At 68.2% G+C, this 22,258-nt stretch carries 18 protein-coding genes; 10 read left to right on the forward strand and 8 right to left on the reverse strand.

Annotation, left to right across the window (positions count from 1 at the left end):
* The first annotated feature begins 98 nt into the window (after nt 1–98).
* Both tssA and mqo read left to right on the forward strand, forming a co-directional pair.
* Entirely contained in the window at nt 99–1,304 is a 1,206-nt protein-coding gene (gene tssA / locus ACZ9AQ_RS02300) for a type VI secretion system protein TssA (protein ID WP_429201041.1), read from the forward strand.
* Nucleotides 1,305–1,761: 457 nt separating this feature from the next.
* Entirely contained in the window at nt 1,762–3,351 is a 1,590-nt protein-coding gene (mqo, locus tag ACZ9AQ_RS02305; RefSeq protein ID WP_429201040.1) for a malate dehydrogenase (quinone), read from the forward strand.
* A 115-nt stretch (nt 3,352–3,466) separates the two neighbouring features.
* Here mqo and ACZ9AQ_RS02310 read toward each other — a convergent pair whose 3' ends face one another.
* From ACZ9AQ_RS02310 to tssK, 5 genes are all read right to left on the reverse strand, one after another.
* A complete protein-coding gene (locus ACZ9AQ_RS02310) occupies nt 3,467–4,204 on the reverse strand; it encodes a DNA-binding protein (RefSeq protein ID WP_429201038.1) in 738 nt (245 codons plus the stop codon).
* Between the two features lie 120 nt (nt 4,205–4,324).
* Nucleotides 4,325–5,854: a hypothetical protein gene (locus tag ACZ9AQ_RS02315; protein ID WP_429201036.1), complete on the reverse strand. Its 1,530-nt coding sequence runs from the start codon at nt 5,852–5,854 to the stop codon at nt 4,325–4,327.
* On the reverse strand, nt 5,851–7,089 hold the full coding sequence (locus ACZ9AQ_RS02320; protein WP_429201034.1) for a hypothetical protein: 1,239 nt from the start codon (nt 7,087–7,089) through the stop codon (nt 5,851–5,853). Before ACZ9AQ_RS02320 ends, ACZ9AQ_RS02315 begins: the two co-directional genes overlap by 4 nt.
* A gap of 3 nt (nt 7,090–7,092) precedes the next feature.
* Nucleotides 7,093–7,356 carry a PAAR domain-containing protein gene (locus ACZ9AQ_RS02325; RefSeq protein WP_071360974.1) on the reverse strand — a complete coding sequence of 88 codons (264 nt, stop codon included), beginning with the start codon at nt 7,354–7,356 and terminating at the stop codon, nt 7,093–7,095.
* Nucleotides 7,357–7,384: 28 nt separating this feature from the next.
* Nucleotides 7,385–8,725 (reverse strand): type VI secretion system baseplate subunit TssK, encoded by a 1,341-nt coding sequence (gene tssK, locus ACZ9AQ_RS02330; protein ID WP_429201032.1) that lies wholly within the window; start codon nt 8,723–8,725, stop codon nt 7,385–7,387.
* 158 nt (nt 8,726–8,883) lie between these two features.
* Between tssK and tssE the strand changes: the two genes are divergently transcribed.
* The 4 genes from tssE (at nt 8,884) to ACZ9AQ_RS02350 (ending at nt 12,865) form a co-directional block, all read left to right on the forward strand.
* Complete coding sequence (gene tssE, locus ACZ9AQ_RS02335) at nt 8,884–9,417, forward strand: type VI secretion system baseplate subunit TssE (protein ID WP_429201030.1); 534 nt, start codon at nt 8,884–8,886, stop codon at nt 9,415–9,417.
* A 1-nt stretch (nt 9,418) separates the two neighbouring features.
* Nucleotides 9,419–11,260: a type VI secretion system baseplate subunit TssF gene (tssF, locus tag ACZ9AQ_RS02340; protein ID WP_429201028.1), complete on the forward strand. Its 1,842-nt coding sequence runs from the start codon at nt 9,419–9,421 to the stop codon at nt 11,258–11,260.
* Nucleotides 11,224–12,366: a type VI secretion system baseplate subunit TssG gene (gene tssG / locus ACZ9AQ_RS02345; protein WP_429201026.1), complete on the forward strand. Its 1,143-nt coding sequence runs from the start codon at nt 11,224–11,226 to the stop codon at nt 12,364–12,366. Before tssF ends, tssG begins: the two co-directional genes overlap by 37 nt.
* 91 nt (nt 12,367–12,457) lie before the next feature.
* Nucleotides 12,458–12,865 (forward strand): DUF2750 domain-containing protein, encoded by a 408-nt coding sequence (locus tag ACZ9AQ_RS02350; RefSeq protein ID WP_005664212.1) that lies wholly within the window; start codon nt 12,458–12,460, stop codon nt 12,863–12,865.
* A gap of 75 nt (nt 12,866–12,940) precedes the next feature.
* Here the strand turns inward: ACZ9AQ_RS02350 and ACZ9AQ_RS02355 are convergent, their stop codons facing one another.
* A complete protein-coding gene (locus ACZ9AQ_RS02355) occupies nt 12,941–15,283 on the reverse strand; it encodes a PAS domain-containing hybrid sensor histidine kinase/response regulator (protein WP_429201024.1) in 2,343 nt (780 codons plus the stop codon).
* Between the two features lie 221 nt (nt 15,284–15,504).
* Here ACZ9AQ_RS02355 and ACZ9AQ_RS02360 point away from each other — a divergent pair, with 221 nt between their 5' ends.
* On the forward strand, nt 15,505–17,763 hold the full coding sequence (locus ACZ9AQ_RS02360; RefSeq protein WP_429201022.1) for a PhoX family protein: 2,259 nt from the start codon (nt 15,505–15,507) through the stop codon (nt 17,761–17,763).
* Nucleotides 17,764–17,888: 125 nt separating this feature from the next.
* Nucleotides 17,889–18,356, forward strand: coding sequence for a hypothetical protein (locus ACZ9AQ_RS02365; RefSeq protein ID WP_429201020.1), 468 nt, complete (start codon nt 17,889–17,891; stop codon nt 18,354–18,356).
* On the opposite strand, the gene ACZ9AQ_RS02370 is transcribed toward ACZ9AQ_RS02365, so the two are convergent.
* Nucleotides 18,281–19,174 (reverse strand): LysR family transcriptional regulator ArgP, encoded by an 894-nt coding sequence (locus tag ACZ9AQ_RS02370; RefSeq protein WP_429201019.1) that lies wholly within the window; start codon nt 19,172–19,174, stop codon nt 18,281–18,283. The two genes, ACZ9AQ_RS02365 and ACZ9AQ_RS02370, sit on opposite strands and share 76 nt — an antisense overlap.
* A 104-nt stretch (nt 19,175–19,278) precedes the next feature.
* On the opposite strand from ACZ9AQ_RS02370, the gene ACZ9AQ_RS02375 reads away from it, so the two are divergent.
* Both ACZ9AQ_RS02375 and ACZ9AQ_RS02380 read left to right on the forward strand, forming a co-directional pair.
* Entirely contained in the window at nt 19,279–19,896 is a 618-nt protein-coding gene (locus ACZ9AQ_RS02375) for a LysE/ArgO family amino acid transporter (protein WP_429201017.1), read from the forward strand.
* Between the two features lie 73 nt (nt 19,897–19,969).
* Nucleotides 19,970–21,253 (forward strand): Xaa-Pro dipeptidase, encoded by a 1,284-nt coding sequence (locus ACZ9AQ_RS02380; protein WP_429201015.1) that lies wholly within the window; start codon nt 19,970–19,972, stop codon nt 21,251–21,253.
* Here ACZ9AQ_RS02380 and ACZ9AQ_RS02385 read toward each other — a convergent pair.
* On the reverse strand, nt 21,250–22,164 hold the full coding sequence (locus tag ACZ9AQ_RS02385; RefSeq protein WP_429201013.1) for a LysR family transcriptional regulator: 915 nt from the start codon (nt 22,162–22,164) through the stop codon (nt 21,250–21,252). The two genes, ACZ9AQ_RS02380 and ACZ9AQ_RS02385, sit on opposite strands and share 4 nt — an antisense overlap.
* Between the last annotated feature and the right edge of the window lie 94 nt (nt 22,165–22,258).

The raw sequence follows: 22,258 nt of genomic DNA on the forward strand, positions 1-22,258 counted from the left end.
CAGCCGGGCGCCGCTCGAAGACGACACCGTGCGTGCGCACGTCCACGAAAGGAAAACAAGCATGAACCAGATCATTCCAACCGGATCGGAGCGCTGAGATGCACGCGGCTGTCATCGCGCGTGCGGAGCACGCCCTTTCCGACGCTGTCGGCATGCCGTTCGCGCAATTGCTGGCGCCGATCGATGGGCCTGAGCGCGCCGGCACTGCCGCCCGCCATGGGCGCGCGGCCGCGGCGCTGCGCGGCGCGCGCGAGGCCGACGACGCCAGCCTGCCGATGGGCGTCTGGCAGCGCGATCTCAAGCGCGCCGACTGGGGCAAGGCCGTCCACATCGCGGCTTCGGCCCTGGCCAACGAGGGCAAGGACCTGCAGGTGGCGGCCTGGCTGCTGGAGGCGCAGATCCACCAGCGCGGTTTCGCCACGATCGCCGGCGGCCTGCACCTGCTGACGCGGCTGTGCGAGGATTACTGGGACGATCTCCATCCCCGCGGCGCGGATGGCGATCATGGCCAGCGCATCACCATCTTCGGCTGGATCGACCGCTCGCTGTCGCCGCTGTTGCGCGGCGTGCCGCTCACTGCCGGCCAGGAGCGCACCTATGCGCTGGCCGACTGGGATCGCGCGCACCACCTCGAGCGCCTGGCCCAGGCCGCGCCGGGACGCGCGCTGGAAGGCCCGGGCTTCGCCGAGCTGGCCGCTGCGCTCGCCGCCACCGCCGACGAGGTCCAGGTCGCGCTGGAACGCGACCTGGCCGACTCCCTGGCGATGCTGGCGCGCCTGGCCGCCCTGCTGGTGCGCCATCTGGGCGGAGAGGCGCCAGGGTTCGGCGCCTTCAAGGCCACGCTGGAGCAGGTGCATGGCCTGGTCGAGGCCGAACTGCGGCGGCGCGGCCTGGCCCGGCATGCCGATCCGGCGCCCATCGCGACTGCGCCTGCGGCTGCGGCGCCCATCGCGACTCCTGCGGCGGCTGTGCCGGTCGCGGAACCGGCGGTGTGCGCCGCCGACCGCGCACTGCCCGCCGCTGCTGCTGCCCCTGCTGCTGCCGCCAACACGGCGCCCGGCGCCGGCGATGGCGGCATCCGCGACCGCGCCGAAGCCTACGCATTGCTGGAGCAGGTGGCGGGTTTCCTGCAACGGGCCGAGCCACACAGTCCGGTGCCCTACCTGCTGCGGCGGGCGGCCGAGTGGGGGCAACTGGGCGCGGCCGACCTGTACCAGGAGTTGTTCCTGCGCCGCGATGGCCGCATCCATATCTTCGAAGTCATGGGGCTGAGCGCCCCGAAACCTGGGGCCGACGACGACTGAACCCGGGCCGCAGGCCCGCCGGCGCGTGGTCTAAGTAATACTACCTAGGCCGCCACAGCTCGAATACTGAGAGGGCCGGGAATACCGACAGCGGCCCGCACAAGCCTGATTCGTTTGGGCTATACTCCATTCAGTCCTCTATAGGACTTCCCGCTCAATGGACGCCAGGGATATCGACTGGCCCGCCTGACAACCCGTGTCAGCGCGTCATATCCGTGTTGCTTGCAAGGCCGGCCCGACCGTCATCGGCGCGCCGTTGCCTTGCCTTCGCTATGCGTCGGTTGCCGAGTGTTGTTGCTGTCCTCACGGATCGCGACATGTCTCGCCAGCCCGTTCCTTATCGGTGCTTCGATACCGCCAGCAGGCGGTGTGGAAACGTTCCTTTACCGAGCCGTTGAACTTTTTAAATCTGATTGCATGCCAGGCCATCGCAACCATTTTTCAGGTGATACTTCGTATGCGCACCTCGCTTCTCGTTGTCCTTTCTTGCTTCATCGTCGCATCGTGCAGCAAAGCCCCCGCTCCTTCCAATGACAAACCGGTCGACGTCGTCCTGATCGGCGCCGGCGTCATGAGCGCCACCCTTGGCACCATGCTCAAGGAACTCGATCCCGAATTGACGATCGAGATGTTCGAGCGCATGGATTCGGTCTCGGCCGAAAGCTCGGACGCCATGAACAACGCCGGCACCGGTCACTCCGGTTTCGCCGAACTGAACTACACGCCCGAAATGCCGGACGGCACCATCGACACCAAGAAGGCTGTCGACATCAACGAACAGTTCGAGATCTCGAAGCAGTTCTGGGCCTACCAGGTCAAGAAGCAATATCTGGGAGAGCCGAACACCTTCATCACCAATGTGCCGCACATGGCCTTTGTCTGGGGTGACGATAACATCAGCTACCTGCGCAAGCGCTACGCCGCGCTGCAAAAGGAAAACCTGTTCAAGGGCATGCTGTACACCGAAGACCACGAGACCATCCGCAAGTGGGCGCCGCTGGTCATGAATGGCCGCGACGCGAACCAGAAAGTGGCCGCGACCCGCATGGACATCGGCACCGACGTCAACTACGGCACCCTGACCCGCAGCATGGTCAAGCACCTGACCGGCACCCACGGCATGACCCTGAACCTGCGCAGCCAGGTCGAAGACATCAAGCGCGGCAAGGATGGCCTGTGGAACGTGACCGTCAAGAACCTGGCGGACAACCAGCTCAAGACCGTGAGCGCGAAGTTCGTGTTCATCGGCGCCGGCGGCGGCGCGCTGCCGCTGCTGGAAAAGACCGGCATTCCCGAAGCCAAGGGCTACGGCGGCGTCCCGGTCGGCGGCCAATGGCTGGTGACCACCAACCAGGCGCTGATCGAAGCGCACCACGCCAAGGTGTACGGCAAGGCCTCGGTCGGTTCGCCGCCGATGTCGGTGCCGCACCTCGACACCCGCATCATCGACGGCAAGAAAGCCCTGCTGTTCGGCCCGTTCGCGACCTTCTCGACCAAGTTCCTCAAGAACGGTTCGTGGGTCGACCTGCCGGCCTCGATCGGCACCGGCAACGTGCGTCCGATGGTGCAAGCCGGCATCGACAACATCCCGCTGACCAAGTACCTGGTCGAGCAGGTGATGAACTCGCAGGAAGACCGCGTGGCGACCCTGCGTGAATACTTCCCGGAAGCGAAGATGGAAGACTGGGAACTGGTCAACGCCGGCCAGCGCGTCCAGATCGTCAAGGATGACCCGAAGAAGGGTGGCCTGCTGCAGTTCGGTACCGAAGTCGTGGCATCGAGCGACGGCACCGTCACCGCCCTGCTGGGCGCTTCGCCGGGCGCCTCGACCGCCGCGCCGATCATGCTCAAGGTGCTCAAGGCATCGGCCTTCCGCGACAAGCTGGAAACGCCAGCATGGCAAGCCAAGATGCACGAGATGATTCCGTCGTACGGCCGCACGCTGAACGACGATCCGGCCTTCGCCAACCAGATCCGCCAGCAGAGCAGCGCTGCGCTGGGCCTGAAGGCGGTTACGCTGGACGTGCAGGCGGCAACGCAGGAGTAATGCTGTAAAGAAGGACTGCGGCGCTGCCGCAGCGATTCAATCAGCAATGATTCAAGCATTAAAAAAGCCTCGGTTCGTTTGAACCGAGGCTTTTTTTATTTCATCGTAGACACGCTTACTTGCGCGCGCGCAGGGTTTCGAGTTCGGCGCGCAGATTGCTGCGTTCGTTGCGCGAGTTGTCGAGCATGGTGCGCAATTCCTTGACCTCGGCCACCAGGTTGTCGCGTTCGGTCGTGACGCCGACCAGCTCCATCTGGGCGCGCAGGCGCTCATCCGACTCGGCCGCGGTGGCCGCCACGTTGCGCTCGAGCTGCTGGCGCAGGTCGGCCAGCTGGGCATCCTTGCCGTCGATCGCCAACTGATCCTTGGCCTTGCCGACCAGCGCGTCGGCCGCGATCTGGCGCGCATTGCGCAGCTCGGCCGTCAGGCGCTCGATCTCTTCGTTGCGCTCGTCCGAGATCAGCTGGGCCTGTTCGCGCGCGATCCGTGCGTCGCCCAGTTCGGCGTTCAGGCCGTCACGCTCGGCTTCGAGTTCATTCCCCGCCGCGAGCAGCGCATCCATGTCGCTCTCGGCGCGCGACAGCGCGTCGCGCATGCCGGCGCCGGCATCCTGCGCATACTGCTGCGCCCAGCGGCTCAGTTCGGCGAGCAGCTCGGGCGGCATCTCGGCCTTCGGCGCCTCCACCGGTTTCGCGTGGCTGGCGCGCCAGGTGGCCAGGTGCTGGTGGATGGTCTTGGTCGAGCCGGCGCCGATCAGGGCGCGCACCGCCTCGATCGTGACCTGCTGCTTGTCGTTCTGGAGGGTGTCGGCCGCCCCGATGACGTCGTCGAGCGTCACGTCCAGGTGTGCCATATCCGTTTTCATACCGCGTCAGGATGTTCGTTGTAGGGCTGTCCATCATACGCTAGACGATGGTTTGGTTGCTCAAAAGCATCAGGCAATCACGCCAAGTGTCGCGGATTTGCCGCTATCTCAGGCCGAGGCCGGCGTGACCGATGCCATGTTGGCAAAATTCTCGTCCAGCCAGGCGTTCAATGTCTCGTTCGCCGGCCCGTCGAGATGCGGCAGCATCGCGGCATACCAGGCGCGTCCCTCCTCCTGGTCCAGCACGGCGCGGACGATGGGCAGACTGTCCTGCAGGAAAGCGCCGAAGAGCGGCGCCCGGCGCACGAACAGCAAGGTGGCGTCGGTGCAGCCCAGGTCCGTATAGATCGCGCGCATCTGCTCCAGATACGGCATCGCCCGCGCCGCCTGGCCGGACTGGGTGAGGGCCGAGATGAAGCTGGTCACGATCTGCGGGTCCGGCATCTCTTGCGAGGCGGCATTGCGTGCGCGTGCCCAGGCGATCCACTCTTCGCCGCGCGCCGGGTCGCCCGTCATGGCGCAGCAGCATCCGGTTTGCAGGGCATTGAAGGCGTTCGGCTCCTCGTCGCACAAGGCATGCCAATAAAGCAGCGATTCGGCCCAGCGGCCCAGGCGCGCGCTGGCCATCGCGCACAGGCGGATCGCATCGATGCGCACGCCGTCCTGCGTGGCCGCGACATGGGGCACGGCGCCGGCCAGCGCTTGTTCCAGGCGGCCGGCGCCGAGATGGTCGATGGCCTCGGCCAGTTCCGGCGGGTCGGCCTGGGCCTGTCCGGTGTTTGTTGTGTTTTGGGTTGCGCTCGCTGCGCTGCATGCCTCGATGATCCGGTCGGCGTCCATGCCCGGCAGGCGCAGGTAGGCGATGACCGATCGCGTGGTCTTTTTTTGCTCCTTGTTTTCCTTTTTTGCGTCGCGCTCGACCTTCACGTTGTCGATCGAGACGAACGGGTCGCCCGCGGTGCGGTACAGCGTCACCGCGCCGTAGCGCACGGCGTCCGTTGCGACGCCGGCGCCGAGGATCGACAGCAGTTCGGTGGGCGCGGTTTCGAGCCGGTGCACGACGACGTCGGGTTCCTCGATCCACGCGAACTTGCGCGGCAGCGCGACCGGCGTCGCCCAGCTGTTGGTGAGCTCGCAGAACGGTTCTTCGGCCGCGCTGCGCGCCAGCGACCGGGGCAAGGTGGTCAACAGGATGCATTCGGCGATCCAGCCGGCGACCAGCGCGCTGCCCTCGATCCGCATCCCCGCGACGTGGCGCACGTCGTGCTCCGCCAGCATCATCCCGAAGCGCCACATGTCCTGGGGCGCGCCGAGCAGAGAGGAGAAGCTGCCCGCGTCGGCGATGGCAAGCCAGGCGGCCCAGTGGGCATACCAGCCCGCGACGCCGATCGCCAGGCCCAATCCGCCCATCCACAGGGGGTTGCGCGCCTTGGCCCGGCGCGCCACCTGGCGCGCGGCCACGCCCATCACGCCCGCAAAGACGCACATGGCAACCCAGTCGAGCAGGACGAGCGGCGAGTGGGTCGTCAGCCAGGCATACAGCCAGGCCGGGATGACGACGAACGCCGCGCAGGCCGCCGTCCAGACGAACGCCGGCGCCGGCAGGCGGCCCGACGGCACGTAATAGGGTGAGCTCACGGCGTGTCCTGTTCCTGTAACAAAGGAGCGGGGCGGACCAGGGCCAGCGCGCGCACGTCCGGCGTGTCGTTGCTCACGCAGAGCAGCGGCGCATCGCGTTCGAGCGCGGCGTGCGCGGCCAGCGCCAGCGTGGCGACGAAGGGCACGGCGCCGCATGCGCCGCAGGCCGGGCCGAGGCGCACGATGTCGCTGGCATTGTCGAGGTGGGGCGCGGTGGCGCCGCCAAACTCCATCAGTTCGAGCGCGTGGCGCGTGTCGGCGCCGGCGTCGGCGACGATCATGGCGATGGCGGCCGGCGCGATCGCCGCATCTTCCAGCAGGCGCCCGGCGAGCGTGTTCAGGCGCTGCGGCGACAGGCGCCTGAGGCCGACGGATGCCGGATCGCAGGCCTCGGCTTCCAGGCTGACGTGGGCCATGCCGGCGCCGTCCACGGCCGGCGCCAGCAGCAGGCCGGCCGCGCCCTCGCCGGGGATGCGGCCGCGCGGGTGAGAGGGGGTGAACAACGTGCCGTCGGCCGACCAGCGGTCGACCGTCTCCTGGCCGATGTGGGAGCAGAACGCGAGCAGGATCGCTGCTGCGGGCGTCGTGCTTTTTTCCGCCTGCTGCGCCATCCGGGCAAGGAGCGGCGCCGGGGCTGCCTGTTCGGTCACATCGATGCGCGCCGCGGGCCAGCCGGATTGCGCCAGCACCTGCCTGCACCACATCGACGCCGCCTGCCGTGGTTCCACCTGCCAGTCGTCCGGCAGCACCAGGGCCAGTTGCAGCGCGAAAGGCGCGCCGTCGTCCGGGACCGGCAGCCCGGCCGCCTGGTCGGCGAGTTCGCGCAGGACCGCCGTGCCAAGGACGAGTGCACGCCACTGTTCCTCGCCGAGATGCGGCGCCGGCGTGGCGCAGGTCTCCAGCCAGTCGGCGATCTCGTCGCGCACCGCTTCGTCGCCGGCCGGTTCGCAGCGTGCGCTCATGACCGGAAAGCCATCGTCGTCGACCAGTTCGCGGTCAAGGTCGGCATCGACCTTGTTGGCGGCCAGCGCGGCGCCCAGCTCCTCTGCGGATGCGCCGTGAGGCGTGCGCAGCGCGCCGGCCAGGATGGCCAAGGTCGGGCAACGGCGTGCCGGGACGGCGTCCTTTTGCACTGCCGGCGCGGCGGCTGCCTGCGTGACAGGCTGGCGCGCGATCAGCCTGCCGCCGATGCGGCCGAGCCAGCCTGGGGAAGGAGGCGAAGTGATGGTGGACATGGGTCAGACCTGGTCGATGGTGGTTTGCTGGCCGGCGATCAGGGTCGCGCCGCAGGCGGTCTTGTCGCCGTGCCGCGCGGCCGCCTTGCCGTCGACGATCAGGGTCGCATCGCCTTCGATGATCGGTCCGGGGCCGTGCTTGGGACAACTCGTCCGGTCGCCCATGCGGGCGATGCCGACGCCGTCGATGTCGCTGTTGGGCGAGGCTTCGAGCACGACGCCGCCGTGCGAGGTCTTGTCGCCGAGTCTGATCAGTGCTCCTGCCATGGTTGCACTCCTTTTTTCAGAACATCGGTCAGGACATCACCGCCAGCAGCTCGAGCTTGAGCTCCTTCATGCCGGCCGGGACATAGATCGAGATCGACTGCGCCTTGAGCATGCGCTCGTACATCGGTCCTTTCGCCTCGAGGATGAAGTAGCAGGTGTCGGGCCGCACGGGGATGGCCGCCGGCGGCTGCGGCGTGTATTGTAGGCGCACGCCGGGCAGGGCCGAGAGCACGAATTTCTCGACGTCGTCCGGGGCGCCGACCTTGAAGCGCAGCGGCGCCACGTCGACCAGTTCCACCGCCGGGATGTCGGCCGAGACGGCGATGTAGAGGGTGGTGTCGTCGTCGATCTTGCCCGAGTCGAGCATGCCGATGTGGTAGCACGGCCGCACTTCGTTCAGGGAGATGCCGAAGTACTTGGCCGAGATGACGGTGTCGAGCAGCTCGCGGATGATCTGGTGCAGCTTGGCGAAGGCGGGGCCGGGGTCGTGGTGCTGGTAGGACGGCAGGTCGGACAGGGTCCAGTTCTTGGAAAAGGTCATCAGGCCGCCGGCCACGTCCAGCAGCGCCTCGAACAGGCGCTCGGGGTGCAGCGCCGGGTGGTTGAAGTGGTGCGACAGCGCCGCATAGGCCGAACTGGCCGTGTGCAGCAGCCAGAACGACGACATGTCGCCCGAGCGGAATTCGATGACGTTGCGGGTCGGCTCGCGGTGGTGGCCGTACAGCGCGCCGACCTTGGCCTGCAGCGCGTCGAGCAGCCGGCGCAGCTGCTGGAACAGGGCCGGGGCGGCGCCCAGCGACATCGACGGCGGCACCAGCGCCGGATCGGGCTCGAAGCCGCCGGTGGCGCTTCGACGCACGCGCAGCAAGGGAAAATGGATGTAGGCGTCGCGCGGCTCGAATTCGGACACCAGGCGCAGCGCGCGCTTCAGGTAGGCCAGCTGCACCGGTGCCGCCTGCGTGTAGAGGTCGGGCGTCTCCTCGTTGGCCTGCATGAAGCGCGTCGTGTTCGCTGCCTGCCCCGGCTGGACGAAATTGGCATTGAAGGGCTTCAGTCCCGGCAGCGCCGCGTAATACGTCACGGCCTGCACCGACTGCGGCAGGCCGCTCAGGTCGACTGTGCCGGGCAGTTCGTCGAGGCCGGGCGCCTCGTACAGCTCGCCGTCCTGGAAGCGCAGCGACAGCGCCAGCACGCGCAGCATGCCGCTCGCCAGCGCCTCACGGTCGATCTCGAACTGCTCGACCCCCCATGCATACGGGTGCGCCGCCTTGACGCCCTTGTACAGGCAATGCTCGTGGTAGGCGTCCTGGCGCTGGAAATGCTGCGGGCGTAGCAGCAGGCCTTCGCCCCAGAGGACTTTGCTGGTCATGGTTGTCGTTCCTTCACCTTGTTCTGTGCGAAAAGAAACGATAACGACGAGATGCTGTTGCGCATGTGAACTTGATCAAAGGTTGACGCTGAACGCCGTGGCAACATGCGATTGGTTTTCAGTCTGCAACACCAGCGTGTGCCAAACGAGGGGGATCGATGAAAGGATTCACGCCGGACCTGTTCGACCGCCTGCTCGGCCAGCCGCAGCGCAATGGCGTGGCGGTCGCGCGCCTGAACGTCGAGGAACTGAAGGATGCGGTGGCGCGCGACCTCGAAGCGCTGCTCAACACGCGCTCGACCATCCAGGACGGCGCGCTGGCCGCCTTTCCCGAATGCGTCCGGTCGATGGTCGGCTATGGGCTGTGCGACTTCGCCGACCGCTCGCTGTCCAGTCCTGCCGACCGTGCGCACATCTGCGCCTGCATCGAAAACACCATCGCGCGCCATGAACCGCGGCTGCAGAACGTGAAGGCGCTGCTCGAGATGCAGGGCGATGGCGGCGCGCCTTCGGTCAACCGCCTGAGTTTCTCGATCACGGCGGTGCTGATGGGGAGCATGTCGCAGGAACCGGTCAACTTCGACGCCGTGCTGCAGCCGTCCACGCTCCAGTACAGCATCCGCAAGGCCGGCCGCGCGGGCTCGGCCAATGCCGCCGGCGCGGCGGCATCGCCATCGGCGGCGGGAGCCTGAGTTGGACCGCCTGCTGCCCTATTACGAAAGCGAACTGGCCTACCTGCGGCGCAACCTGCGCGAATTCGCCGAACGCTATCCGCGCATCGCCGGCCGCCTGTCGATCAGCGGCGAAGTATGCGAAGACCCGCATACCGAGCGCATGATCGAGTCGTTCGCCTTTCTCAACGCGCGCATCGCCAAGCGCCTGGACGACGACTATCCCGAGTTCACCGAGGCGCTGTTCGACGTGCTGTATCCGCATTACCTGCGGCCCTTTCCATCGTGCTCGATCGCGCGCCTGGACATCGCCGCCGCGGCCAAGCAGCAGACCGCGGTGAGCACCATCCCGCGCGGCACCAAGCTGACCACGCGCCCGGTGCGCGGCGTGACGTGCATCTTCCGCACCGTGTACCCGGTCGCGATGGCGCCGCTGGCCCTGAGCCGCGCGGTGTTCTCGCCGATCATCCACGCGCCGGACGCGGTGCGCCTGCCGCCCGGCGCCAGCGCGAGCATCAGCCTGTCCCTGAGCGTTGGCTGCGAAGGGGGCGGCCTCGAGGCGATCGACCTGGCGGCGCTGCGCCTGTTCCTCGATGGCGAACCCTCGTTCTGCGCGGCCCTGCGCGACGCGCTGCTGGCGCGCACGGTCGCCGCCTATGCGCAGCCCGAGGGCGGCCACTGGATCGCCCTGCCGGCGCTGCCGGTGCGCGCCGCCGGTTTCGTCGAGGGCGACGCGCTGATCGACTTCCCGGCGCGTTCCCACACCGCCTACCGCCTGCTGACCGAATACTTCTGCTTTCCCGAGAAGTTCAACTTCGTCGACCTCGACCTGGCGCTGCTGGCGCGCAGCCTGCCGGCGGGCACGCGCCGCGTCACCGTGCACCTGGCCTTGAGCGGGATCCGCAGCGACTCGAACCTGGCGCGCATGCTGTCCACCCTGTCGACCAACAACCTGGTGGCCGGCTGCACGCCGGTGATCAACCTGTTCGCCCAGCGCGGCGAACCGATCCGCCTGACCCATGCCACGGCCAGCTATCCGGTGCTGGCCGACGCGCGCCGCGCCTATGCCTACGAGGTCAACGCGATCGACGAGGTCAACCTGGTGCGCCAGACGCCGCAGGGCGAGACGGTGGTGCGGTTCCAGCCCTTTTATTCGCTCAAGCATGCGCAGACGCCCGAGCAGAACGGGCATTACTGGGCCATGCGCCGCGACGACACGATGGCCGAGCGCAGCCCGGGCTTCGAAACCCAGATCTCGATCGTCGACATCGACTTCGACCCGGCCGACGTCGAGACCACGACCCTGAACCTGGAGCTGACCTGCACCAACCGCGACCTGCCACAGTTGCTGAGCTACGGCCAGCCGGGCGGCGACCTGTTCCTCGAAGGCGGTTCCAGCGTGCGCGAGATTTCCTTCCTGCGCAAACCCAGCCCCACCTGGCGCTTCGCGCGCGGACGCAGCGCGCACTGGCGCCTGATCTCGCTGCTCTCGCTCAACCACCTGTCGCTGGCCGACGGCGGCGTCGACGCCTTCCGCGAGATGCTGGCGCTGCACGACTTGCCGCGTTCGGCCGCCTCGACGCGCCAGGTCGGCGGCATCAATGCGATCGCCTACGTGCCCACCAGCGCCTGGCTGTCCGGGAACCCCTTCAACTGCCTGGTGCGCGGGGTCGAGGTCAGGATCACGATCGACGAGGAAGCGTTCGTGGGGAGCGGCATCCATGCCTTTGCCCACATCGTCGAGCGCTTCCTGGCGCTGTACGTGCACGCCAACAGCTTCACCCAGCTGGTGATCGTGTCCCACCAATCCGGAGAGGAGCTGCTGCGATGCGGGCCGAGAAGCGGAGAACTGAGTCTCCTGTGATCGAGCGCCTGCTGCGCGAGCCGTGGCGCTTCGAGTTCTTCCAGGCGGTGCGCGTGCTGGAGCTGTGGCTCAAGCGCCGCGGCCGGGACCCGCACGGCCTGGTGGCCGACATGCTGCGGTTCCGGAACACCCTCTCCCTGGGTTTCCCGGCCAGCCAGCTGGAAGCCATCGAGCCCGAGCTGCGCGACCTCGAGATCGGCATGCCGTTCGACCTGCCGAACGACGCCGCCGCGCTGGGCGAGGCGGTGCGCGAAGGCACCTTGCGCCGCGTGCACCTGACCCCCGCCTTCATGGGCCTCTTGGGCGGGCACGGCGTGCTGCCGGCCCACTACACCGAGCGCATCGCCGAGCACGCGGCGCGCCACAGGAACGAAGACGAAGACCAGGGCCCGCGCGCCTTCCTGGACGTGTTCTCGAACCGCTCGCTGGCGCTGTTCTACGAAGCCTGGCGCAAGTACCGGTTGCCGTTCAAGTACCAGCTGGACGGCCAGGACGCCTTCCTGCCCCTGCTCCTGTCCCTGGCCGGCCTGGGCGACGCCGCGCTGCGCCGGCGCCTGGCCGGGGCGGACGACGGCGCCGTGCTGGACGAATCGATCGGGTATTTCGCGGCCGCGATCCGGCACCGCCCGGTGTCCGCCGTGCAGCTGGCGCGGGTGCTGTCGGAATACTTCGGCGAGCAGGTCGAGGCCGAGCAGTTCGTCGGATCCTGGTACGACGTGCCGCTGGCGCAGCAGACCACGCTGGGCCAGGACAGCGCCGTCCTCGGCACGCGCGCGATCGCCGGCGCCCGCGTCTGGCAGCGCAGCCTGCGCCTGCGCCTGGTCGTGGGACCGCTGGCGCATGCCAGCTTCCAGGGCTTCTTGCCGGGCGGCCTGGCGGCGCGGGCCCTGGGGAGCGTGCTGGCGCTGTTCACCGGCGTCGCGCTCGAATACGAGGTCGAGGTGGTGCTGCGCGCCGCCGACGTCCACAACACCACGCTGGACGACCGGCATCCCGGCCGCCTCGGCTGGGACGCCTTCCTGGTGCTGGACGCCCCGCCGGGCGACCGCCACGACGTGCGCTATGGGCTGCACCTTACCGCGCACGCGGCCGGGCAGGCATCCTGATCCCCTTGCGGTCCTGTCGAACGCACCCACCGGCTCCCGATGGCGTATCCTGATGCCGTCAGGCTTTGCGCCTCAATGAACGGGAATGGTGATGAGCGAACGTATCATCTCGGCGATCAAGCTGGGCGGCCAGCAGCTGGCCGCCGTGGTCACGCTGCCGGGGCCGGAACGCTACGAGTACTTCATCAAGCGCGTCGCCGACGCGCGCGAGGTGTGGGGGCTGTACCAGGACGGCTGGGCCCTGGCCAAGACCGACGACGGCACCCTGGTGTTTCCGATGTGGCCGGCGAGCGACTACGCCAGCCTGTGCGCCGAATACGAATGGGACGGTTATGACGCCCAGGCGTTCTCGCTCGAGGAGCTGATCGACGAACTGCTGCCGCAGCTGGAGGAAGACCGGGTCTTGCCGGGCGTGTTCTATACCCCGGGCGACAAGGGCATCACGCCGAGCGTGGTCCAGCTGATCGGCGACCTGGAAGATGAACTGAGAAGGACGTAGGGTCGGCAGCTTCGCTGCCGACGCGGTGATGGTTGGCAGCAAAATCATCCGGCAAGGTATCGGCGCCGACAACAATCACCGCGTCGGCGGCGCAGCCGCCAACCCTGCCAGCAACTCCACCACCACCGCCAGCTGCACCGGCTTGGTGAGATGGTGGTCGAAGCCGGCCTCGCTCGAGCGCCGGCGGTCGCTCTCGGCGCCCCAGCCGGTCAGGGCCACCAGCACGATTCCATCCAGCTCCTCCAGGGCGCGCATCGCGCGCGCCGTGTCGTAGCCGCTCATGCCCGGCATGCCGATGTCGAGGAAGGCGACGTGCGGGCGAAAGTCGCGCGCCGCCTCCAGCGCCCCGTGGCCGTCGTGCGTCACCCGGGTGACGTGGCCCGACGCTTCCAGGATCATCGACAGCGTCAGGGCGGCATCGACGTTGTCGTCCACCACCAGCACTTTCAGACCGGCGCCGCCGTCGCGGGCCGGCTCGCTCGCGCCCGGCGCGTGGGCGTCCCGGTCGTCGGACGGCTCGGCCAGCGGCAGGCGCACCGTGAACACGCTGCCGGCATTCGCGCCGCCGCTCGCGGCCACCACGCTGCCTCCGTGCATCTCGACCAGGCGCCGCACCAGCGACAGGCCGATGCCCAGCCCGCCCTGCGAGCGGTCGACGGTGCGGCCGATCTGGCTGAACATGTCGAACACGCCGGCCAGGGCGTCGGCGGCGATCCCGACGCCGGTGTCGCTGACGGCGATGACTGCATCGCGCCCATCGCGCCGCACCGCCAGCCGGAGTTGCCCGAGCGCCGGCGTGTACTTGGCGGCGTTGTTGAGCAGGTTGGCCACCACCTGGGCGATGCGGGTGGCGTCGGCGAACACCGGCAGCGGCACGTCGGGCACGTCCACCTCGAACGCGTGCTGGCCGGCCTCGATCAGCGGCAGGCTGGTCTCGACCGCGCTGGCCAGGATCGCGTGCAGGTCGGCGCGCTGGCGCTTGAGTTCGAGCTTGCCGCCGCTGATGCGGGCCACGTCGAGCAGGTCGTCGATCAGGTGCACCATGTGGCCAACCTGGCGTTCCATCATCTCCCTGACCTTGCCGACCGCCGCCGGCTTGTCGCCGCCCAGGCGCATCACCGACAGGCCGTTGCGGATCGGCGCCAGGGGGTTGCGCAGCTCGTGCGCCAGCGTGGCCAGGAACTCGGTCTTGCGGCGGTCGGCCTCGGCCAGGTCGTCGGCCAGCCGGCGCAGCTCTTCCTCGGAGCGCTTGCGCGCCGAGACGTCGGAAAACAGCAGCGCCACCTTGCGGCTGTCCGGGCCGCCGATGCGGTTGACATACACGTCGAACCAGCGGCCCATGGCCGGCGCCTCGTTCTCGAAGCGCGCCGGGATGCCGGTCAGCGCCACCCTCCCATAGGTCTCGAACCAGAACTCGTCCAGGCCGGGGATCAGCTCGCGCGCGGTGCGGCCGGCCGCATTCGTCAGGCCGGTGTGGCGCTCGAACATCGGGTTCATCTCGAGGAAGCGGTAGTCGACCGCCTTGCCGGCCGCGTCGAAGATCATCTCGAAGATGCAGAAGCCCTGGTCGACCGACTCGAACAGGGTGCGATAGCGTTCCTCGCTGGCGCGCAGCTGCTCCTGGACCTGCCTGCTCCCGGTGGTGTCGAGCACGATCGCGACCAGGCCCTCGAACTCGCCGTCGGGCCCGCGCAGCGCATTGACGCTGCTGGTGGACGAGACCAGCGAGCCGTCCTTGTGCAGGTAACACTTGTCGAGCGCCAAGCCGGCGGCGCCGGCCGCCAGGCGCTCGAGCGCGGACTGGGTCTGGGCGCGCGACTGCGGCGCGGTGACCTCGATCACGCTCATGCCGAGCAGCTCGGCCTCGCTGCGCCCCACCATCGCGCAAAACTTCTGGTTGGCCAGCACGATGCGGCCCGCAGTGTCCAGCTGCACCACGCCGGTGGCGGCCTGGCTGACGATCTTCTCGAAGCGCTCGCGGCTGGCGTGCAGCGCGCGCTCGGCTTGCTTGCGTTCGGCATCAAGCCGCACCTGCTCGGTGATGTCGCGCGCGATCGCCAGCAGGCGCGCCTGCTGGCCGCCGGTCGCGGCGGTGCGGGTGACGATCACGTCCCACCACCTGGGCGCGCCGCGCGCGGCCGGCCCGGCGGCGCGGAAATGCCCGGCGCCGCCGGCGCGCGCCGCATCCAGGGCCGCGTCGATGGCCGCGCGCGACGACGGCGGCCAGGATGCCGTCCACGGCGTGCCGCGCACCGCCTCGGCGTCGTCGATCTCCATCGAGCGCAGGCCGTTGCGGTTGATCGCCACCACCATGCCGTCCATGTCGAGCAGATGCACGCAGTCGGGAATCGCTTCGAAGAGCGCCCATCCCAGGGTGATCGTGTCCTGCTGCTGCATGGTGGCGCGCTGTTCCTGCATCTGTCTGGTCCCGGTAAAACGTCATCTATACCACAGCAGCCAGGGCCTGGGTGGCCGCGTCCGGTGAATGACGCGCAAATCTTGAAGGCGCCGCCGAAAAACGCACAGGCAAGCCGCCGCAGTGTCATCAAACTGTGATCAAACCGTCACAGAGACGTCATGCTGCCTGACTACCATGCAGTGGCTTTCCTTTCCCACAACAGACAACAGGATCCACTTCCGTGAACAAGCCGACCGATTTCGCCCGCATGCCTGTCGACCACGATGACATCGATTCGAACGTTTCGTCGAACGAACACTTCAGCACCATTCTCCAGACCCGCCTGAGCCGCCGCAACATGCTGCGCGGCGGCGCTGCGACGGCCGCGACCGCCCTGCTCGGCAGCTTCGGCCTGACCGCCTGCGGCGGTTCCAACGACGATCCCGTCGCTGCGCCGCCGACCGGCGCCACGCCGCCGCCGGCGCCGGTCGAAAAACTGCTCGGCTTCACCGCCGTGGGCAAGAGCCTGGCCGACGCCGTCGTGGTCCCGGCCGGCTATACCGCCACCGTCCTGTATGCGCTGGGCGATCCGCTCACCGGCAGCACCCCGGCCTACAAGAACGACGGCACCGACCTGGATTTCGAAAACCGTGCGGGCGACCACCACGACGGCATGGAGTTCTTCTCGCTGTCCGACACCGGCGGCGTCTCGACCACCGGCGCCACCCGCGGCCTGCTGGCGATGAACCACGAGGCCACCACCAACGAAGGCCTGGCGTCATTCTTCGTGCATGACAACGGCGGCACCAATGCGCTGCCCAGGCCAGGCGCGGAAGTGGACAAGGAAATGGCGCTGCACGGTCTGTCGGTTGTCGAAGTACGCAGCAACAACGGCAAGTGGGAATACCTGAAGGGATCGACCTTCAACCGCCGCGTGCACCAGCAGACCGAAGTCCAGATCTCGGGTCCGGTGCGCGGCAACGCCCTGGTCAAGACCAGGTATTCGCCGGACGGCACCCGATTCCGCGGCACCCTCAACAACTGCGGCACCGGCCGCACCCCATGGAACACCTATCTGTCGGGCGAGGAAAACTGGGCCGGCTACTTCACCCGGTCAAGCGCCGACAATGCCGCGCGCGGCGACAAGAGCGTCGCTTCGCTCAACCGCTACGGCCTGGCGCAGGGCGCGGCCTCGCGCCATGGCTGGGAAACCGGCGGCGTGGACGACAAGTACCAGCGCTGGGACATCAGCAAGAAGGGCACGTCGCTTGACGGCAGCGACGACTACCGCAATGAACTGAACGGCGAAGGCTACATCGTCGAGATGGACGCCTACGACAAGACGCGCGCGATCAAGAAGCGCACCGCGCTGGGCCGCTTCGCCCACGAAAGCGCCGCGTTCGGCCGCCTGGAAGCCGGCAAGCCGCTGGCCGTGTACATGGGCGACGATTCGCGCGGCGAATACATCTATAAATTCGTCTCCACCGCACCGTGGAACCCGGCCGACGCCGTCGCCGCCGACCGCATCGCCAGCGGCGACAAATACCTCGACAGCGGCAAGCTGTACGTCGCGAAGTTCAGCGCCGACGGCAAGGGCCAGTGGATCGAGCTGACCATCGCCAACGCCGTCATCGCCAACTACGCGGCCTACCAGTTCGCCGACCAGGCCGACGTGCTGGTCAACGCGCGCCTGGCCGCCGACGCCGTCGGCGCAACCCGGATGGACCGTCCGGAATGGTGCGCGGTAAACCCGGCCAACGGCGAGATCTACTACACGCTGACCAACAACAGCAACCGCCGCGTCGAGCCGGGCAGCGCGAGCCAGATGGCGCCGGACGCGGCCAACCCGCGTTCGTACACCGACATGAAGGGTTCAGCCTCACAGCTGGGCAACTCGAACGGCCACATCATCCGCGTGCGTGAAGACGCCGCCGGTTCGACCGCCACCGGCTTCGCCTGGGACGTTTACCTGTTCGGCGCCGAAGCCGCCGCCGACGCCGCCCGCATCAACCTGTCCGGTCTCACCAACGACCAGGACTTCTCGAGCCCGGACGGCCTGGCCTTCAGCAATGCAACCGGCATCTGCTGGTTCCAGACCGACGACGGCGCCTACACCGACGTCACCAACTGCATGATGGTGGCCGGCCTGCCGGGCAAGGTGGGCGACGGCAAGAAGGTCACCCTGAGCTATCCGAAGACCGACGGCTCGACCCTGAGCGTCGACACCTTCGTGGGCAAGGCCGCCAGCGCCGACACGCTCAAGCGCTTCCTGGTCGGCCCGGTCGGCTGCGAACTGACCGGCATCACCGAGACCCCGGACGGCAAGGCGCTGTTCGTCAACATCCAGCATCCGGGCGAGAACACGGCCGCTGCGCACATCGGCGACGCGGGCAAGTACACCAGCCAGTGGCCGGCGAACGCGGGCTACGGCGCCGGCAAGCGTCCACGTTCGGCGACACTGGTCATCACCAGGAACGACGGCGGCCGCATCGGTTCGTAATCTCACGTCGGCAAGGCGCGAACGGGCCGGTTGCGCGAGCAGCCGGCCCTTCCCTTTATGGGGCGCAAGATGGGCCAGTCCGGCCCGTGTCAGCATCGACCGGAGCATCCAACCGGGAGCCTTCCATGCCTGTCCTGCCACTATCGGCCTACCTGCGCCTCGCGCGCGCCAGCGCCGCCTACGACGTCGTGCAGATCCTGCCCTTCGCCACCCCCTGGACCTTCGCCCTGCTGCTCGGGCAGCTGTCGGCGCTGAACGTGTGGCTGGGCGGCGCGCCGCTGCCGCCGTTCGCGCCGCTGCACCTGTTGCTGTCCACGCTCCTCGGCACGCTGGTGCTGCTGTGGTGCGCCGTGCGCCTGAAGGAACCCAGCCTGCGCCTGGGCCGCTTCGACGGCCTCGGACGGCTGCTGTTCGCGTTCTGGATCGGCTGGGCGATGCTCGAGGCGGATCTGCCGGTGCTGTGGCTGTTCCTGATCCCCGAGCTGCTGTGGGGCGTGGCGCAGTGGTGGCCGGTCGTTCAGGCGAGCGGCAGCAGCACGCCGCGCGCCGCCTTCACCAGCGCCGCGCCCATGCGCTCCAGCCGCGGCGGCTGAATGCGCCAGGCGTGCCAGTACAGCGGCACGTCGTGGTACAAGGCCGGGGCCAGGTCGACCAGTTCGCCTGTTTCCAGGAGGGCGCCGCACTGCTCCTGCGGCAGCATGCCGTAGCCCATGCCATGCCGCACCGCGTGCACGAAGGGATCGCTGGCCGGCACGTAGTGAAACGGATAGGCGCCGTCCGGCAGGCCGAAGTGGGTGAGCAGGAACGAAGACTGCATCGCATCCTTGCGGTCGAACACCACCAGCGGCGCGCGCTGGGCCGTCTCGCGCGTCATCCCATCCGGGAACCAGCGCCGCGCGAACGCGGGCGAGGCCACCATCCGGTAGCGCATCACACCGAGCGCGCTGGCGCGGCAGCCGCGCATCGGCTCGGTCTCGCCCGAGATGCAGGCCACCGCCTGGCCGGCTTCCAGCAGCGCGAAGGTATGGCCCTGGTTGTCGAGGACGAATTCGACCAGCAGCCCTTCGGCATCGAGGATCGGCGCCAGCACCGGCAGCAGCCAGGTGGCGAGGGTGTCGTTGTTGACCGCCAGCGCGACCCGCGTCGGGCCGGAATCGATCTCCATCTCCGCCAGGAATTCCGATTCGAGCAGGGTCGAGCGGCGCAAATACTGCAGCAGCCGCGTGCCGGGCGCGGTCGGGCGGCAGGGACGGCTGCGCACCAGCAGCGGCGTGCCCAGCTCCTGCTCGAGCGCCGCGATGCGTTGCGAGATCGCCGACGGCGTCACCTTGAGCTGGGCGGCGGCGCCTTCCAGGCTGCCGCAATCGATGGCGGCCAGGAAGGCTGCGCTGCGGCGGGGATCGATCGTCATGGATTAGATTCTCTTAAGTAGCGTGAATAATCATGAATATAATTGAAGTAGCTCCGCCGCACTGGGATAGTGGCGCTTTACCAGCAAAGCGCAAGGAGGCGGCCATGTTCTCGCATCAGGTGTATCTGCAGGGCCTGGGCCTGGGCGCCGGCCTCATCATGGGAATCGGCGCCCAGAACGCCCATGTGCTGCGCACGGCGGTGCGCGGCCGCCACGTGCTGCCGACGGTGCTCACCTGCATCGTGGTCGACGTGATCCTGATCGCCGCCGGCACCGCCGGCCTGGGCGCGCTGATCGAGGCCTCGCCGCTCCTGACGTCGGTGGCGCGCTATGGCGGCGCCGCCTTCCTGCTCTGGTATGGCCTCTTCTGCTGGAACAGCAGCCTGCGCGGCGGCGCTGCGCTGGCGGCCGAGCCGTCGGCGCAGGCCCAGACCCTCGGCGCGGCGCTGGCGACCGTGCTGGCGCTGTCGCTGCTCAACCCGCACGTCTATCTCGACACCGTGGTGCTGCTGGGCGCCGTCGGCAGCAGCCTGGCGCTGGAAGAGCGCAGTTCCTTCGCGCTGGGCGCCATCACGGCCTCGATCCTGTGGTTCACGGCGATCGGCGTCGGCGCCCGGCGCTTCGCGCCAGTGCTGGCGCGCCCTGGCGTGTGGCGCGTGTTCGAGGCCTTGAGCGGCGCGATGATGCTGGTGCTGGCGGCGTTGCTGCTGATAGACAGCTAAGCAAAAAAAATGGATGGGTAAGATGTTGTCCGGTGTAAAGTTGCTATTTACCCATCCATTGCCCGGAGGCTGCTTGAACCGCTTGACCCTGAACGTCGTATCCCTGTGCCTGGCCGCCGCCGGCTGGTCTTCTGCCCATGCCGCGGATGTAATCATCAGCGCCGACCGCCTGCTCGACGTAAAGAGCGGCCGCATGATCCAGAACCCCGAGATCCTGGTGCGCGACGGGAAGGTCGTCAGCCTCAAGCCCGATGCCGCCTCGCCGCCGGCCAGCGACGCGACCCGCATCGCCCTGCCCGGCATGACCCTGCTGCCCGGCCTGATCGACATGCATGTGCATCTCGATGCCGATCCAACCTATGGCGGCTACAAGGGCCTCGAATACAACGACCGCTTCTGGTCGGCGCTGGCCGTGGCCCATGCCGGCAAGACGCTCGACGCCGGCTTTACCACGGTGCGCAACCTGGGCGCCTCGGACTGGAACGACGTCGGCCTGGGCCAGGCCATCGCCGCCGGCAAGGTGCGCGGCCCGCGCATCGTCCCGGCCGCCTGGTCGTTCGGGGCCACCGGCGGCCATTGCGACAGCACCTACTTCCCGCCGTCGATGGAAGAAAAGAACCGGTACAACGCCGACAGCCCCGACGAGGTGCGCAAGTCGGTGCGCGAGCTGCGCAAGTACGGCGCCCAGGTGATCAAGATCTGCGCCACCGGCGGCGTGTTTTCGCGTAACACCGAGCCGGGCCAGCAGCAGATGAACCTGGCCGAAATGCGCGCCGCGGTGGAGGAAGCGCACCAGTGGGGCCTGCAGGTGGCGGCCCACGCCCACGGCGCAGCCGGCATCAAGGATGCGATCCGCGCCGGCGTCAACACGATCGAGCATGCCAGCCTGATCGACGACGAAGGCATCCTTCTCGCCAGGAAGCACGGCGCCTGGCTGGCGATGGACATCTACAACGGCACCTATACCGCGGCCGAGGGCAAGAAGAACGGCGTGCTGGAAGATAATCTGCGCAAGGACCGCGAAGTGACCGAGCTGCAGCGCCAGAATTTCAGGAAGGCCCATGCGGCCGGGGTCAAGATGGTGTTCAGCACCGACGCCGGCGTGCACCCGCACGGCGGCAACGCCAAGCAGTTCGCCGTCATGGTCCAGTACGGGATGACGCCGCTGCAGGCGATCCAGAGCGCGACCGTGAACGCGGCCGAGGCGCTGGCGCGCAAGGACGTCGGCGTCGTCGAGCCGGGCCGCTACGCCGACATGGTGGCGGTGAAGGGCGACCCGCTCGTGGACGTCACCTTGCTGGAGGCGCCAACGGTCGTGATCCAGGGCGGCGCCGTCGTCAAGGGCGGCGCACTCTAAAGGCTGTCCAGGCGCTCCAGCATTGGCGCGCAGCGTTCCTTCAGGAGCGCATGCAGCAGCTTCACCGCGGGCGAGAACTGCTTGCGATGCGGGCACACCAGGCTCATCGGGGTGGCTTCGCCGGGCACGTCCGGCAAGACCACCTCGAGTCTTCCCGCCGTCACGTCCTCGCAGACGTCGAGCCAGGATTTATAGGCGATGCCTTCGCCCGCGACGGCCCAGCGCCGCACCACGTCGGCGTCGTCGCTGACCAGCGAGCCCTTGACCTGCACCATCTGGTCTCCTTCAGGCAGCGGAAAGCACCAGCGGTCATAGATGCGCCCGCGCAGGCGGTAGGCCAGGCAGCAGTGCGAGACCAGGTCGGCCAGCGCCCGCGGGCGGCCGCGCCGTTCGAGGTAGGCGGGAGCCCCGATCAGCACGCGCCGGTTGTGCGGCGCCACCGGCAGCGCGATGAAGCTGGCGTCGTCGATATGACCATAGCGCAGCGCGATGTCGACCGGATCGCGGAACACGTCCGCCACCTGATCCGACACCAGCAGTTGAATGTCCAGGCCCGGGTGCGCGCGCCGGAACTCCGCGATCCATGGCAGCAGCACGTTGCGGCCGAAGTCGGACGGCGCCGCCACCTGCAGCGTGCCGGACAGGGACGCATTCTCGCCGCGCATGCCGTCATGGCCGTCGCGCAGCGCCTGCAGCGCATCCTGGGCGAAGGGCAGGTAGCGCTTGCCTTCGTCGGTCAGGCGCAGGCTGCGCGTCGAACGCGCGAACAGGCGCACGTCGAGCTGGCGTTCGAGCCGCCCGATTGCCGCGCTGGCCTGGCCGGGCAGCAGGTTCACTTCGCGCGCGGCCTGCGAAAAGCTGCCGAGGGCGGCGGCGCGCACGAACAGCGATAGGTCGTTGAGACGGATCATTTTCTCTGCCACAGTGAAAGTGTAACCCTCCCGCGACACTGTTTCGCGGCCCGCCCCACCTCTAGAATCTTCGCCACTATTTGATTCACTTTAT

Source organism: Massilia sp. UYP34, assembly GCF_056279385.1.